The 15,129-nt window shown below is 43.6% G+C and carries 12 protein-coding genes and 1 pseudogene; 11 read left to right on the forward strand and 2 right to left on the reverse strand.

The window, feature by feature from the left end; all coding sequences use genetic code 11:
* The first annotated feature begins 265 nt into the window (after nucleotides 1-265).
* The 4 genes from AACT52_RS07860 to AACT52_RS07875 are packed head-to-tail and all read left to right on the forward strand — an operon-like array spanning nucleotide 266 to nucleotide 4,227.
* Nucleotides 266-1,348, forward strand: coding sequence for an SGNH/GDSL hydrolase family protein (locus tag AACT52_RS07860; protein WP_073630060.1), 1,083 nt, complete (start codon nucleotides 266-268; stop codon nucleotides 1,346-1,348).
* 23 nt (nucleotides 1,349-1,371) lie between these two features.
* Nucleotides 1,372-2,565: a 4-hydroxybenzoate 3-monooxygenase gene (locus AACT52_RS07865; protein ID WP_073630062.1), complete on the forward strand. Its 1,194-nt coding sequence runs from the start codon at nucleotides 1,372-1,374 to the stop codon at nucleotides 2,563-2,565.
* A gap of 37 nt (nucleotides 2,566-2,602) precedes the next feature.
* The gene (locus AACT52_RS07870) at nucleotides 2,603-3,592 is read left to right on the forward strand and encodes a cupin domain-containing protein (protein ID WP_073630064.1); all 990 of its coding nucleotides are present in this window, start codon (nucleotides 2,603-2,605) and stop codon (nucleotides 3,590-3,592) included.
* Nucleotides 3,593-3,618: 26 nt separating this feature from the next.
* Nucleotides 3,619-4,227: a glutathione S-transferase family protein gene (locus AACT52_RS07875; RefSeq protein WP_073630066.1), complete on the forward strand. Its 609-nt coding sequence runs from the start codon at nucleotides 3,619-3,621 to the stop codon at nucleotides 4,225-4,227.
* Between the two features lie 133 nt (nucleotides 4,228-4,360).
* Here AACT52_RS07875 and AACT52_RS07880 read toward each other — a convergent pair whose 3' ends face one another.
* Nucleotides 4,361-4,561 (reverse strand): hypothetical protein, encoded by a 201-nt coding sequence (locus tag AACT52_RS07880; RefSeq protein ID WP_143172752.1) that lies wholly within the window; start codon nucleotides 4,559-4,561, stop codon nucleotides 4,361-4,363.
* A 156-nt stretch (nucleotides 4,562-4,717) separates the two neighbouring features.
* Here AACT52_RS07880 and AACT52_RS07885 point away from each other — a divergent pair, with 156 nt between their 5' ends.
* From AACT52_RS07885 to AACT52_RS07910, 6 genes and pseudogenes are all read left to right on the forward strand, one after another.
* Complete coding sequence (locus tag AACT52_RS07885; protein WP_073630068.1) at nucleotides 4,718-6,364, forward strand: flavin monoamine oxidase family protein; 1,647 nt, start codon at nucleotides 4,718-4,720, stop codon at nucleotides 6,362-6,364.
* Nucleotides 6,365-7,036: 672 nt separating this feature from the next.
* Nucleotides 7,037-8,284, forward strand: coding sequence for an RNA-guided endonuclease InsQ/TnpB family protein (locus tag AACT52_RS07890; protein WP_073630070.1), 1,248 nt, complete (start codon nucleotides 7,037-7,039; stop codon nucleotides 8,282-8,284).
* 109 nt (nucleotides 8,285-8,393) lie between these two features.
* Nucleotides 8,394-9,764, forward strand: a complete 1,371-nt coding sequence (locus AACT52_RS07895) for a terpene synthase family protein (RefSeq protein ID WP_233153871.1) — start codon at nucleotides 8,394-8,396, stop codon at nucleotides 9,762-9,764.
* A 6-nt stretch (nucleotides 9,765-9,770) separates the two neighbouring features.
* Nucleotides 9,771-9,896: a hypothetical protein gene (locus tag AACT52_RS07900; protein ID WP_272937082.1), complete on the forward strand. Its 126-nt coding sequence runs from the start codon at nucleotides 9,771-9,773 to the stop codon at nucleotides 9,894-9,896.
* 74 nt (nucleotides 9,897-9,970) lie between these two features.
* Nucleotides 9,971-11,140 (forward strand): RNA-guided endonuclease TnpB family protein, encoded by a 1,170-nt coding sequence (locus tag AACT52_RS07905; protein WP_073630072.1) that lies wholly within the window; start codon nucleotides 9,971-9,973, stop codon nucleotides 11,138-11,140.
* Between the two features lie 71 nt (nucleotides 11,141-11,211).
* Nucleotides 11,212-12,150, forward strand: a pseudogene (locus tag AACT52_RS07910) (family 2B encapsulin nanocompartment shell protein); the annotation flags it as partial.
* Nucleotides 12,151-12,746: 596 nt separating this feature from the next.
* Here the strand turns inward: AACT52_RS07910 and AACT52_RS07915 are convergent.
* Entirely contained in the window at nucleotides 12,747-13,331 is a 585-nt protein-coding gene (locus AACT52_RS07915; protein ID WP_158054582.1) for a CIA30 family protein, read from the reverse strand.
* 460 nt (nucleotides 13,332-13,791) lie between these two features.
* Between AACT52_RS07915 and AACT52_RS07920 the strand changes: the two genes are divergently transcribed.
* Nucleotides 13,792-15,111: a tyrosinase family protein gene (locus AACT52_RS07920; RefSeq protein WP_073630091.1), complete on the forward strand. Its 1,320-nt coding sequence runs from the start codon at nucleotides 13,792-13,794 to the stop codon at nucleotides 15,109-15,111.
* The last annotated feature ends 18 nt before the right edge of the window (nucleotides 15,112-15,129 follow it).

The raw sequence follows: 15,129 nt of genomic DNA on the forward strand, positions 1-15,129 counted from the left end.
CTGTAATAAACTGATAAAGCAAAAATAAAACAGGGGTATCAAGATTTAGTGTAAGCGCGTTCAACGAAGTCGTTATCAAACAGTAGCGCTTTGCCCTTGGGCATCGCTTGCCTAAAAATTGTGTTTCTAACCCCCATTTCCAGGTTACTTATTGCTTCTTGACAAATGAGATATGGTCTTAACCTCTCACGAATTAACCCCAACTCAGAGGTAGGCAATAATCTAGTTACTAGACAGATCGACAGTCCTTCAAAAATGGTGAATCATGGTAAGTCTCAATGAGATTTTTGACCAACAATACTACCTTAACCACAACCCAGATGTAGCCAATGCTATAGCTAGCGGACAGGTAGGCAGTGCATTGGAGCATTATGTTAAGTTCGGTCAGTTTGAGGGACGTAGCCCCCGTTCTCTATTTAGTGACTTCTATGTATTTGGTGATAGCTTTTCGGATACGGGCAATGTTTTTGCATTAACGAAAGGTATATTCCCTGACTTTCCTAATTATCAAGGACGTTTTTCTAATGGGAAAATTTGGATAGAAACCCTAGCTCAGCAACTGTCAGTATCAGCAAATCCTGCTTACAACTTTGCAGTAGGGGGAGCATCGGCCGGAACACAGAATATTCTGAATTTTCTTGACCCGAATAATCCTGGCAAGCCTGTTCCTATCTCTTACGACCCATTGCCAGGTATTCAGACAACCATCGATACTTTCGTAGCGCAGACATCAAGTGCAGATCCGAACGCACTTTACGTGGTTTGGGGGGCAAGTAATGACTATGTGGGTTTTGCTTCAACCGATGTAGAGACGACGGTGCATAACTTGGAGACATCGATCAACAAGTTAGCTGCAATTGGAGCAAAAAATTTTCTGGTACCAAATCTCTTTGACTTGGGAAAACTACCTCTAGCTCAACAGAGTTCTTCTGATGTCAAGGAGAGATTAACCAAGGTTAGTCAAGAACACAATCATTCCTTGTCCGAGGCTTTGATTGGTCTGGAGCAATCGAAAAAGGTCAACATTATCAATCTTGATGTCTCTTCTCTGTTTGATGACATCATTGCCGAGCCGGCTAAATTTGGCTTTAGCAATGTAACGGATGATTTCCTGACCTCTGGTACAACGAATCCAGATCCGTATCTGTTCTGGAACATCATTCATCCAACAACTCTTGGACATGACTTGATTGCTGACGAGGCTGCTAAAGCGATTACGTCAGTTCCAGAGGTGTTAGAGATCGTCCAAGCGACTCGATCTGTTCCTGAACCTGAGATGTCACTTTTGGGCTATGTTTTGGTCTTTGGTCTGGCTGTAACAGTCTTGCGGAAACTGAAATATTGCTGAAATCAACTGAGAGGGTTTAAAGCATGAATGACGAAACAGCACTGAAAACATCTGTTTGTATTTTAGGGTCAGGCCCGGCGGGCATCGTACTAGGCAATATCTTGCTACAGAATGGTATTGATTGCATAGTAATTGATCGCTACAATCGAGAAGAAATTTACGCCAGAGGAAGAGCGGGCGCAATTGAAAGTACAACGATCGCTCTACTCAAAAAACACGGATTAGCTGATACGATTCTGCTCAAAGGATATCCACATGATCGCTGTGAATTTCGTTATCCCGATGATAGCTTTGTCTTGGAATATGGTAAATTGAGCGATGGTGATGTACATTACTTTTATCCCCAAAGTGATCTCAATGAAGATCTCATTCAAAAATACCTCGATACTGGCGGTCAAATTCTGTTCCACCATCAAGGAATCCAGCTAACTCAAAGCGACGATGGGATTATAGTGGAGTGTGAGAACAAAAATACTGACACAACACTTAAGATTCAGGCTGATTTTGTGGCTGGATGTGATGGCTATCACGGATTAGCCCGTCAATCCGTTCCCGCTGAGGCTGCCAAGATTTACACCAAGGAGTACGGTTATCGTTGGTTAGCCATTTTAGCCGATGCTCCCCCTGCATCCTCCCATACGCTTTACGGGGTACATCCTGAAGGCTTTGCCGCTTATATGCGACGTAATAGTCACATTTCTCGCTATTACTTGCAGATTTCTGCCCATGATCAATTGACAGACTGGTCAGACGAACGGGTCTGGAGAAGCTTGCACCAGCGATTGGCCAAGCCGCTGACACAAGGCAAGATCATGCAAAAGCAAATCATGGTCTTACGCAACTATGTCATTGAACCGCTTCGTTACCAACGATTACTCTTGGCAGGTGATGCTGCTCACATCATTACGCCAATGGGTGGCAAAGGGTTAAATCTAGCGGTACAAGATGCAGGTGTGTTGGCAGAAACTTTGATAGGTTACTACTTGGAAAACCATGACCTTTCTTATTTAGATCGCTACTCAGAGATTCGTCTACCTTACATTTGGCAGGCGCAAGAATTTTCTTATAGCCTGTTAAATATGGTGCATTTACCCGAAGGAAGCAACCCTGAAGACGTGGATTTTCTGCATAAATTGAGTGCTTCCAAATTGGCGCAATTGAGGACTTCAACAACATTCGCCAAAAACTTTGCCCGCAACTATGTTGGCATTGTCTAAGAGTCAAATCAACTGTTTTTTACGTAGAAATTAAATCATGAAAACAACTGGTTTTGGATTAGGTATTACAGGTTCTTTACTATTAACCATTGCGATTAATACCAAAGTTCAAGCGCATACTTTTGACGGTCTTCCCCCGGTTCCAGGCGACTTGATGGAGTATATCCATATGGCTGAAGAGGGGACGTTACCTGATCCTCTCGATCCAGACAAGACAAAGTTTTGGGTTGCTGGGGGACGCAATACCTATTTAAAAACCACTGCGGATACCAACGGACAGTATTCACTCTTCGATTTATATGTACCGCCTAATGTTGGTCCTCCTTTACACGTCCACCATAGAGAAGCTGAGTGGTTTTATGTTATCGATGGAAATCCGTTATTTCAGATGAATGATGAGGTAATGGCGGGGAGCCCAGGTACTTTGATCTATGGACCCAAAGATCACCTACACACCTTTAAAAATCTGACCGATACGCCCGTGAGAATGCTGCTATTTTATGAGCCTTCGGGAATTGAAAATTTCTTTACTGAAGTGGGTCAACCTGTCATTGATCCGATCAATCCGCCTGGTTTTGAACCTGCAACACTTTTAGTAGCGGGAGCAAAGTATGGATTAGAGTTTCCAAGTACGTTTGTTTTTGCGACTTCTCAATTTAGTTCTGATACAGGAGTTACAATTATCCGTACTGGAGATCCCAGTGAAGCGGTGGGCGTTAGCTTAGAAGTGGGAGATAGAACCGAAATTCCGATCAACTTTGACATTGGCGAAAGTCTAAAGACGCTAGACATCTTTATCCCTCAAGGAAGTCAATCGGTGAATTTGCGTTTGAAATCTCCAACGAATGGAGCATACCTGGGACTTTTAGAAAATCAGGCTACTTTGAATCGTGCTACTTCAGTCCCTGAAGGTTCTTTCTCCTATGGATTATTGTCTTTAGGTGCTTTATGGCTCGCTTTTAAGCTTGCCCATCAGCAAAAATCGAGTTCACAGAAGAATTCTAATTCACATGTCTTCAATTCATAGTTTTTACTAAGATAACAGGAGTTTCCATGATTGACCTGTACACCGAAAATACCCCCAATGGTTACAAGATTTCGATTTGTCTAGAAGAACTCAATCTCCCCTATACCGTTAAGGTGGTCAATGTTCGCCAAGGAGAACAGTTCAAAGATGAATTTTTGGCTTTGAACCCAAATGCCAAAATTCCAGTAATTGTCGATCACGAAACGGGTCAGACTATTTTTGAATCTTGCGCGATTCTTCTCTATTTAGCCGAGAAAACGGGCAAATTGATGCCCAAAGATCGATGGGAAGCGATTCAATGGCTCTTTTTCCAAGCGGCTAGTATTGGACCAATGTTTGGACAACGAGCACATTTTACATTTTTTGCTCCCGAAAAAATACCCTATGCAATTGAACGTTACACCAAGGAAAATGAGCGACTTTATGGTGTTTTAGAAGGACGACTCAAAAAGCGAGATTATCTATGTGATGAATATTCGATCGTTGATATTGCTCATTTTGGCTGGATACACACAGTCAAGCGCATGGGCTTTAGTTTTGAGCAGTATCCTAACTTAGCCGCTTGGTATGAGCGCGTTGCGGCTCGTCCTGCGGTGGCTAAAGGAATTACGATTCCGGCTCCTTTACCGATGTAAAATTTCCAGACAAGTTCCTAAATTCAATACCTTCGCCAAAAAAAGAGGATGAAGAGAGAAGGCTTAGGGACTTCCAAGAAATAAAATTAGGACTTACGCATTGACAGAAACAATCAATTATGGGGCGGTTATTTCAAGCATTAAAGCTTGATGTTTCCAGCCTGACGAGCAATAAACTACCACCGAAGAAGTTCGATTGCCCTTTCGGCACTGCGCTGCGCGCAATCGCTAACAACCTGAAACGACCGAATATCGTTATCCACACGAGGGTCAATTCGTACAGTGCGTAAGTCCTACAAGTTGGCGATCGCCTTAATATTTCAGGTGCAAACACAAGTCCTGCTAACAACTAATCAGCATTATTGGCTTCTCTATTTTTTGACAGTAAGACTGTCAAGTTATCTAAACAAATGTAACAAGAACTGCACATTTATCTAGTATTTTCTAAGCTATATTTCTTATCACAAGATAAAAGATTAAGGCAACCCCAATGGCGAGATCGGCGTTGATGGCATCATTACGGCGAGCTTACAAAATCACCAAGGCATCTGTTGAAACAGGAATTCCTGCGGACGAAATCGTTGATATTCTCCACCAAAAGACCACTCGTCGTCGCCTGATATATGGGGGTTTGGGATTAGCAAGTGCCATCAGTGCGGTGACATGGCATGGTGGAGCTGACTCGGCTGCATTTGCCACAATTCCCAAAGTATTGGTAGTCGGTGCGGGAATTGCTGGACTCGTCGCGGCTTATCGTCTTTCTCAAGCTGGAGTGCCTGTAGATATTATCGAAGCAAGAAATCGCGTTGGCGGTCGGATATATACATTACAAAATTTTGCTGGTACTTCTATACCTGTAGACTTGGGTGGAGAATTTATCGACACAAGCCATACCAGCTTACGTTCTTTGGCGCAGGAATTAGGTTTGCAAATTGCAGATTTGTATACTGGTGATAAGGATTTGATACAATGGACACAGTATTTTCAAGGACGTAAAATATCAGAAAAAGAAATCACACAGTGGTTCACTCCACTGGTGCAGAAGATAAAGCAGGATTTAGCTGCTCTTGGCAAGACAGCCGTAACCTATGGCATACGCAATCAGGTTGCGATTAAGTTGGATAATACCTCTATCACTCAGTACTTGAACGACGCGCAAATTCACCCAATTCTGAGTCAGATAATACAAGTCGCTTACACTGGTTTATACGGTCGAGAAGCGAGCGAGCAGTCTAGTCTGAATATGCTGCTTTTTATTGGCACAGATCCAAGCAGCTTCCAGATTACTGGGGAAAGTGATGAACGTTATCAGATTGTTGGTGGGAATGACCAAGTTCCTCGTTTATTAGCGCGATTTTTGACAAATTCTATTGAAACAGGGACCGAATTAGAAGCTATCACGACTCGAAGCGATCGCACTTACCGAGTCAGTTTACGTTCTGCTAATCGCTCCTTTGAACGCACATATGAGCGAATTTTGCTGGCGCTACCATTTACTACTCTGCGCCAAGTCTCGTTAAATGTCGATTTGCCACCAGTGAAAAAAAATGCGATCGCCCAATTAGGTTATGGTAACAATGCCAAGTTAATTACTGCTTATCAAGAACGCATATGGCGCACACGGTATAACTCAACTGCATTTGTTTCTACTGACTTAGACTTTGCAGCCATCTGGGAAGCTTCTCGTTATCAACCAGGTGCAAGTGGTGTACTCACCAATTTTACTGGCGGTCAAAAAAGTTTACCTCTAGGGCTACGTTCGCCTGAATCTCAAGCTCAAAAACTGCTATCACAATTAGAGAATGTTTTCCCAGGAATGAGTAGTGTACGCCAGGGTCAACCCATCCGTGCTTATTGGCGCAGAGAACCGTATACACAAGGCTCCTATGCTTGCTATTTGGTTGGACAGTGGACAACAATTGCAGGAGCTGAACAAGAACAGGTAGGGAATCTGTTTTTTGCTGGCGAACATTGCTCCCAAAAGTTCCAAGGTTATATGGAAGGTGGTTGTAGAACGGGTGAAATGGCTGCTGTCCAAATTCTACGTTCTTTGGGTTTGAAAAAGAGCGCGGCTCAACTAGAAGCGCGAATCACTGCTTACCAAAAATCTCTCCAGTTTCCTTATAATTTTACTTGACAGACGTCACTCCAGTTTTCTGTCAATGGGTAAGTTCTAGTATTTTGGGTAGCTTTTGAGTTGTCGTTCTGGAAGACAATAACTCTACTACATCAGCAGAGCAAACGCATCTAAGTATTGAATCCCGAAGCCATTCGATATGTATAGCCATGTTTAATCACTCTCACCAGATTAAAATCTAAAACCCTTTGCTAGTCAAGGTTTTGTCTATGAACAAATGTGCTTGGTGCGATTGCACTCGTAGCGCAGTGCCGTAAGCGCAAAGCGCACACTGAGCGCAGAGCGCTCCCTTCGGGTACGTGTTGGCGTAGCCTGTCCGTAAGGACTTACGCGGAGCGTCTGGGCTACTGAGAAGGCGATCGCGCAAAGTGCAGTGCCAGAGGCGATCGCACGGGTGAAGGAGGCAGTGAATGCAAGAGGGATCGTGTGAAAACCCCACTGGCTTATTTATTCGACATCTACTTCTTAAGTAGTATTAAGCGTTTATTAAATATTTTCTTAACTGTCTTAACTGTCCTTGCAAACTTACTATCAAAAGCATAGTGGGAGGGTGAGAACCCCTGTGATTCCATCCGGGGGATGAAACCCGACTCAAGGGGATTTATCCCCGCGTTTCAAGCGTTTGCCTTACTCCTAGTAAATAGAATATAATTTTGTAGGAGGTGAGGAACAGTGCTAACTTTGACTTACGAATACAAAGCCAAACCCACAAAAGAGCAGATCAAATTAATTGAACATATATTAGATGTATGTCGCAAAGTTTGGAATTTTGCTCTGCGTGAACGAAAGGATTGGCTGAATTCTCGTAAATGTCCGGTTAACGCTTGCTCGATAACCTCTGAATATATCATTCCAGCAGATGCGCCGTACCCAAACTACAATACCCAAGCCAAAGCTCTCACCCAAGCTAAAAAGCAGTATCCAGAACTAAAAACTGTTAACGCTCAAGTGCTGCAACAGGTATTGAGAAAACTAGAAACGGCATTCATTGATATGAAACGCAAAGGAATGGGTTTTCCTCGTTTCAAGAATCGGTACAGAATGCGTTCTTATGTTTATCCTCAACTTGGGGAAGGTCAGATATTGAGAGGCAATCAAATTAAGTTGCCTCAAATTGGGTGGATGGAGTATGTGAAATCACGCGATATCCCTGATGGATTTACAGTTAAACAAGTTCGGGTTGTTCGCAAAGCCTCTGGGTATTTCTTAATGTTCACTCTGGAATGCAACGTCAACGTCCCTGATACTTTTCCTGCTGGGTATGCTGTAGGTTTAGATTTAGGTCTAGATAAGTTTGCAGCTACTTCTGATGGTACCTTAGTTGAACGCCCTAGATTCCTGACTCAGCTGCACGGCAAGCTGAAATTGCTGCAACGCAGACTGAAGAACAAAAAGAAAGGATCAAGCAATCGTCACAAGTTAAATCGGAAGATAGCAAGGCTACATCAACGTATTTCTGATACTCGCAAGGACTGGCATTTCAAGCTTGCTCATAAGCTTTGTGATGATACAGGAATGATTTTTGTTGAGGATATCGATTTCCGTGTGTGGGCTAAAGGAATGTTTTGCAAACATACTCTAGATGCTGGATTTGGGCAATTTGTTTCAATCTTGCAATGGGTATGTTGGAAGCGAGGGGTGTATTTCGCCAAAGTAGATAAGGACTACACCTCGCAGGTTTGTCCTCAATGTGATACTCACACCGGAAAAAAGGAATTGAAAGACAGGGTTCACTCCTGTCCTGAATGTGGCTACATGACACATCGAGATGTGGCAGCCGCACAAGTGATCCGCAACAGAGGGATCAACGCGCTGGGACGCAGCGTGGTAGAAAATGCTTGTGGAGACGGTCTGACGGGGACTGGCGACAGTCTAGTTAAGAGTCAAAGAAGCAAGAAGAAAGGTGGAGAGGCGCGGTAACAAAGCCGCCTCGTAACCATCTTTTGAGAATCCCCTCGACTTTAGTCAGGGGAGTACGTCAAATGCCAAAGGACTTCAGGATTGGCAGTCGGGGGGTCATGAGTGGCACATGAGATCGAGCCGCTACATGAACCAGACATCAGACAAATCTTCGACAGCAAGCTGGTTTTTAGGCGGCCCTACTGGACTAGGCACATCGGCAGCCCGTCTGGGAGCTTTATACGATAGTTTGGGACTAAAACGGTTCAAAAGCTTCACTCATGTCCCCTATCAGCCTGTAGGGCCAGTAACTCTGCCGCAGTTTTATATGCCCTTCTCCACCAGTTTAAATCCCCATCTAGGAGAGGCTCGGCGGCATTCTAAGGAATGGGCGCGTCAAATGGGGATGTTGGACGTAGTGCCAGGAATGCCCGGCATTTACATCTGGGATGACCACAAATTCGATGTGGCCGACGTAGCTTTATGCGGTGCCTATATTCATCCCAATGGGTCTAGTCCTGAGTTGAATATCACAGCTTGCTGGCTGGTTTGGGGAACCTATGCCGATGACTACTTCCCTGCACTGTATGGTCATAGCCGCAACATGGCAGGGGCAAAAGTTTTCAACGCTCGGCTATCAGCGTTTATGCCCCTTGATGGGAGTCCTATTCCCGTACCAACAAACCCAGTCGAACGGGGTTTAGCGGATATTTGGGCGCGGACGGCTGGACCGATGACAGCTAATGCTCGCCGTCTGTTCCGCCGTGCGATCGAGGATATGACCGAAAGTTGGTTATGGGAACTCGCTAACCAGATCCAAAATCGCATTCCCGACCCGATAGATTATGTGGAAATGCGCCGTAAGACCTTTGGCTCCGATCTAACCATGAGCCTGTCTCGGCTTTCCCAAGGGGACGAGATCCCACCAGAGATCTTCCGCACCCGAACCATGCAGGGAATTGAGAATTCAGCCGCCGACTTCGCCTGTTTGACGAATGATATTTTCTCTTACCAGAAAGAAATCGAATTTGAGGGCGAGATTAATAACGGTGTGTTGGCGGTTCAAAATTTCCTTAACTGCAATATCCCCCAAGCCGTCGCAATTGTTAACGACTTGATGACTTCTCGTGCTCGTCAGTTTGAACATATCGTCGCGACTGAACTCCCTATCTTGTGTGATGATTTCGACCTGGATACCAGTACCCGCAAGAAACTGTACGGATACGTCAAGAAACTGGAACAGTGGATGTGCGGCGTACTCAAGTGGCATAGGGCGGTAGACCGCTATAAGGAATTTGAATTGCGGAATAACTCGACAGAAAAGCGGTTACTCCAAGGTCCCACAGGATTAGGCACTGCCGCGACCCAGATTAGACCAAGTGTCCGTCAGGAAACAACTCAAACTAATGTTCAGCCAGTGGTGCAGAACGTACTGAGTGGTCCGACAGGGTTAGGGACTTCAGCTACCAAAATCGGATCGCTGTTAGGAACGAAAGGTTAGCTCAATTTGAGTCCCTATTCCGGTCAATCAAATAACTTGTCAACAAACATTACAGTGTTGGGAGCAGAAAGCCCACGGCTTCCAGCCGTGCGGATGAATGCGTGGCAAATGCGCGTTGCTGTCATTCCTTGACATAAACTTTGCGTTAGCTTGATATATTGTCTTACCCATGCGCGTAAAATAGTAATATCAAGGAGGTGATAGATTTGAGACGAGTAACACGAACAATTAAGTTAAAGTTTCCACAACTAAATAAAACCAAAACTGAACTATTTGAAGAAATGACGGTTGAGGCAACAGACTTAGCTAATTGGTTGCTAACTATTCCTCTTCCAGAAAGACGAAAATTGACAACCTCTAAAGTTCAGACTCGTCTCATGTCTGCTCTGTCTAATCAAATCATCCGACATACCACGTCTGATGCTGGTAAAAAAGCAAAATCTTTCAAGCGATTGCCACCAGAAGTCAACAATCAAAACTGGGCACTGCATAAAGTAGGGACTACGTATAGCATTAGCTTCCCCACTATCAAAGGAACAAAACGTGTTCCTGTTGAAGTTGCATCTAAACACTGGCAGCCTGTTCTAGAAGGAATTCTTAACGGTACGGTTGAAAGAGGTAGCGCCAAAATAATTAAGCATCGGAATAAATGGTATGTCTATGTTTCTGTAACCGAGGAAGTTCCAGAGGTTGTAGTAACTAATAAGATTGGCTGCGATAGAGGGCAAAACAACCTTGCAGTAGTAGCGTCCAAAAATGGGTTTGGAAAGTTTTTTAGCGGCAAAGAAGTTATGCATCGTCGTCGTTATTTTCAACAAAGGCGCAAGCAACTACAGGAAGCTAAAAAATTTAGAGCGCTTAAAAAGTGGGACAAGAAAGAACGCCGTTGGATGGATGCAGTAAACCATACTGTCTCGCGTCGGATAGTGCGTTTTGCTGAATATAAATGTGCTGATGTGGTGGTTGAGGACTTAGAAGAATGTCGCAAAACCATGAAGCAATCCAAAAAGCAGCGCAGCGATTCTGGCCAATCCCGCCACTCGTGGTCATTCTACTCACTGGAAATGAAGCTAGACTACAAGCTAGCTATGTCAGGCTTGAAGTTAATCAAGCGTCCTGCGCCATACACTTCCAAATCCTGCTCAAGTTGTGGAACGCTGGGAATAAGGAACGGACATCACTTCAATTGTCCACATGGACACTACCATAATGCAGATCTCAATGCTGCCAGGAATATAGCGCAGTGGGATGGTTTTGCTTGTTCTTTGGATCTAAAGAGAGACATAGCTGCAATGGTTATGTCCGATTCAGAGAATGGGCTGCTTGGCGCAGCCCCTAACTGGATGAAAATCCAATCCACGGGGATTGGGGACTAGATGCCAGAATCCCACGGCTTTATGCCACATTGGAGCGGAGCGAAAATGTGGTAGCCGTGGGAGCGTCAAGGGATATCTTAGCTGAGGGCGATCATTTTGGGGGTCAAGCTATAGTTCTGTCTCAGGATACTTGGGATGTTAGCTTCAGAGCCGTTACGCGCTGCATAGTTTTGTCTTTGCCAGTACAGGCGTTTCGGGAGTTGATGAACCAGTCTGAAGCATTGCAGACTCAGGTTGATCGCTTTAGAGCTATATTAAGCAAACCCCAGGATAAGTACAATCAAGCCGAGATCGCCATATCCGCAGGTCATAGTCAGGAAACTGAGTTACCCAGGACATTTGCTGATTACGACTTGAGTCCACGGGAGTATGAGTTAAGCGTCGCTGAAACCATTTTACAGGTAAATACGCGAGTTGCTGACCTCTACAACGAACCCATGAACCAGACCGAGCAACAATTACGGCTGACTATAGAAGCGTTGCGGGAACGGCAAGAATACGAAATGCTTAATAATCCTGATTTCGGGTTGTTGCACAATGCTCATCTCAACCAACGCATCTTTACCCGCACCGGTCCACCGACTCCAGATGATTTTGATGAATTGCTTTCTCGGCGGCGCAAATCCCATTTTTTCCTAGCTCACCCTCGCGCGATCGCTGCTTTTGGCCGCGAGTGTAACCGTCGTGGACTCTATTCCCCAAGCAGGGAGGTTAACGGAAAGATTGTACCTGCTTGGCGCAACTATCCGATTTTTCCTTGTAACAAAATTCCTATCACCAAGGAGGGTACTAGCTCTATTTTGGTACTTCGTGTCGGAGAAGAAAACCAAGGGGTGGTAGGTCTACACAAAACGGGTATCCCTGATGAATACCAACCCAGTTTGTCTGTACGGTTTATGGGTATCAATGACAAGGCAATCACTTCCTACTTAGTGAGTGCTTACTACTCCGCAGCCATACTTATCCCTGACGCATTGGGTATTCTTGAAAATGTGGAAATTGGACTCTAACTAAGATGTTTTTTGAATGTTATAGCACTATATTTAAAAAACTATGGTGCTATATTTTTTGAGGGTTTTTCTATTTCTTTCTGAGAGAATGCGGTAATCTAGTTCTGGAAGCACGGTATATCACTATATGACTCGACGTTTTGTTCGCGAAGCGTTGCGTAGCAAAGGATTGAGCGAGTTGGAATAGAGGCTATTTAACGATATTTTTTCCAAAGAACCACAAAAGCGCGCGATCGCCAGGGCAAACAAATCAAAATTTCCAAAAAGCTGCAATACGTTTCTGGAAGCTTGTCGAAAAAAGATTTTAACTAATTAAACAAGGAATTTGATGAGTTAAAATTTTAGTCAAAGATAATATTAATAATTAAATCTAATTTTTGAGAGCATATCAGAAATTATTGTGCATGAGACAATGGGGCTTATAATAAACTTTGAAACCCAAACTAAAATCTGAAATATAAAATATAAAATTGTGCTTATAGCAATCCTAAATGATTCCTGAAAAGGAATCATACATAAATATTTTGGGAAAATTAAAGATTTGACGGAGAGTGGCAAGTTCAAATAATCTTTTAAGGGAATATTCTGAGTTCTTGTTAATCTTGATTTGTTACATAGACCTCTGAGCCTATATCTAAAGCAAATTGCAGTGGAATTGGTGAATTTGATTCCTGATTGCTGCGATTGATTTGAAAAGAGAGCGATCGCACTCTTTGCAAATCCAATTGGAAGCCATCAACAATTCTCCCACGAATCTTTGCTCTAAAGTGGTTCAAAGGAAGCTTCACCTTTGTCCACTCTGTCCCAACAACAAACTCTTGCTCAAATGTGAGAGTACCAGTGTCCTGTTGAGCTTGCTCATCTTTAAGTGTGAGGGTATAAACAACTCCAGGCTCTTTGGACTTAGCGTAAAATTCAATGTATTTGTATGCGCTTAAATCTAACGACAAAGGCGTTTCTACAAACGCAAACCCGACAAGTCCCTCATTACCCGCAATAGCAGCCAGTTCACCCTGAAATTGTAGTTCATCTTCGGCTTTGAGCAATGTTGCAGAACTACTACCAACTTGGGGTCTTTCAGTTTTATCAGTCTTGATTAACCAATCCGCCTCAACAGTTGAGAGCGTCAGTCTGGGGTCTTCAAAATTACTAATTTGTGCGCTTGCAAAAGAAGAGTTCATCAAACAAAGAAAAATAGAGGCTACAACTAACTTTTTTCTCATGTCAAGAATTTTACAAGTAATTGAGTCAGATATCGCAATCTTCTCACAATTCACTTTTATACCACGTAAGTTCGACAGAGTGATTAAACCGTAGTCGTTGTAGCGAAGAGCAAACAACAGGATTTTCAACCTAGACTTGCGCGATAGGCGTTACGGCGTCCTGCGATCGCACAATCCATGATCATGTCTAATTAGCTGGGTAAGTATAATATTTTTCTCTTTTCAGAGTAACAAAAAAGGCATAATTTTTGATTCGACAAGCGGCTTTTTAGCTATTTGCAAAAGAATAGAGGGATTTTCCGAAAAATTTTATATTGTGAATCAATTTTTTCTATGTAATTTTATATACTTATAACCCATTGATATTACCCGAATGCCCAGCAAATCTTATCTTGAGAACACAATAAGAGTCTAAATTATGAAAATTTTCCCCAAAACTATCAAAACAGTCATCATTGCTAGTATAGTTGCTGCTCTAGTAGTGTTTGGAAGTCCCGCACTTTCCCATAATCCTCAGCATCAACAGGCATCAAATCACATCGTCAACGGCAGTTCTAATACCAAGCTGCCAGTATTTTATAACGCTGGTTCTGCTCTTGCTCCCTCAAACAGCAAACTTGTTATTAGTAAAAGGATTCCTCCTTATAGAGCACGTGTTAGAAGGAACGTTGTTGACCTGACCTCATCCGAGAAACAAGCATTCGTTCATGCTGTGCAGACATTAAAACATACATTCCCAGAAGGTAGCAATGTCAGTATCTATGACCAGTTTGTTGCAGTGCATGTGGCAGCAATGGGTTTAATGTACGAGAATGCCCAAGGTCCGGCTGCTGGACATGATGGTGCTCATGAAAGCGATCTGTTTCTACCGTGGCATCGTGAGTTTATACACCGATTTGAAGAGGCCTTGCAATCAGTAGACCCGAATGTGGCGCTTCCCTACTGGGATTGGACAGATCCTAAAGCATTGGAAGTGATCTTTCAAGATGACTTTTTGGGACCAAATGGTCAAGGAGTCAATTTCAACATCCCGGAATTAGGTAATGTTCAAGGAGGACCTGTTGTGTCTGGTCCTTTTACAAAAGCCAATGGATGGGTTATCAACCCAAACTTACATATTAAACCCTCGCAAGAATCATTGGGCGACACACTCTTACGCTTTCTGCAAGTGCCTCCTACAAATAGTTACCCTGTTCCTAAAGAAGATGTGGAGCAAGTCCTTGCTATTAAAGACTATGGAACTTTTCGTCTAGCTTTAGAAGGATTTATCAAACTGGATAGTTCTAGTCAACAACCAACGCCTGGAGTCTTTCAACATAACTATTTTCATAGCTTCGTCGGTGGGGCTACTTTTGACCCTGCTGTAGGTCGTCCTGAACCTTTAGGCACAATGGCTGCCCTTGCTAGTTCTATCAACGATCCAGTATTTTGGCTGATTCATTCTAATGTAGATCGCCTTTGGGCTGAATGGCAGGCAAACGGGCATGAAGGTAGCAATTATTATCCTGCCTCAGGTGGACATTATGGAGAAAATCTCAATGACCGATTGTGGCCTTGGGATGGCGGTGAGTCCACTCCAGCGAATTGGACTCCAGGGGATTTGTTTTCCTTGCTACCTGCTTTTTCACCAGATGATATTGTCACACCAAGAGACACTTTGGATTTGAAAAAGTATGGCTACAGCTATGACACCGTTATTAGAGCAAATGTCATCAAGCTGATACCGGGAGCAAAGTAAGCTTTCAGAGCACGCCAT

This window comes from Scytonema sp. HK-05, assembly GCF_963872035.1.
Taxonomy (GTDB): Bacteria; Cyanobacteriota; Cyanobacteriia; order Cyanobacteriales; family Nostocaceae; genus Kalymmatonema.

What these genes read in the sequence shown, in the direction of transcription:
- AACT52_RS07915 (WP_158054582.1), bottom strand. Translation starts at nt 13,331, where the DNA reads ATGAACTCTTCTTTTGCAAGCGCACAAATTAGTAATTTTGAAGACCCC.
- AACT52_RS07885 (WP_073630068.1), top strand. Translation starts at nt 4,718, where the DNA reads ATGGCGAGATCGGCGTTGATGGCATCATTACGGCGAGCTTACAAAATC.
- AACT52_RS07875 (WP_073630066.1), top strand. Translation starts at nt 3,619, where the DNA reads ATGATTGACCTGTACACCGAAAATACCCCCAATGGTTACAAGATTTCG.
- AACT52_RS07865 (WP_073630062.1), top strand. Translation starts at nt 1,372, where the DNA reads ATGAATGACGAAACAGCACTGAAAACATCTGTTTGTATTTTAGGGTCA.
- AACT52_RS07895 (WP_233153871.1), top strand. Translation starts at nt 8,394, where the DNA reads ATGAGATCGAGCCGCTACATGAACCAGACATCAGACAAATCTTCGACA.
- AACT52_RS07860 (WP_073630060.1), top strand. Translation starts at nt 266, where the DNA reads ATGGTAAGTCTCAATGAGATTTTTGACCAACAATACTACCTTAACCAC.
- AACT52_RS07870 (WP_073630064.1), top strand. Translation starts at nt 2,603, where the DNA reads ATGAAAACAACTGGTTTTGGATTAGGTATTACAGGTTCTTTACTATTA.
- AACT52_RS07920 (WP_073630091.1), top strand. Translation starts at nt 13,792, where the DNA reads ATGAAAATTTTCCCCAAAACTATCAAAACAGTCATCATTGCTAGTATA.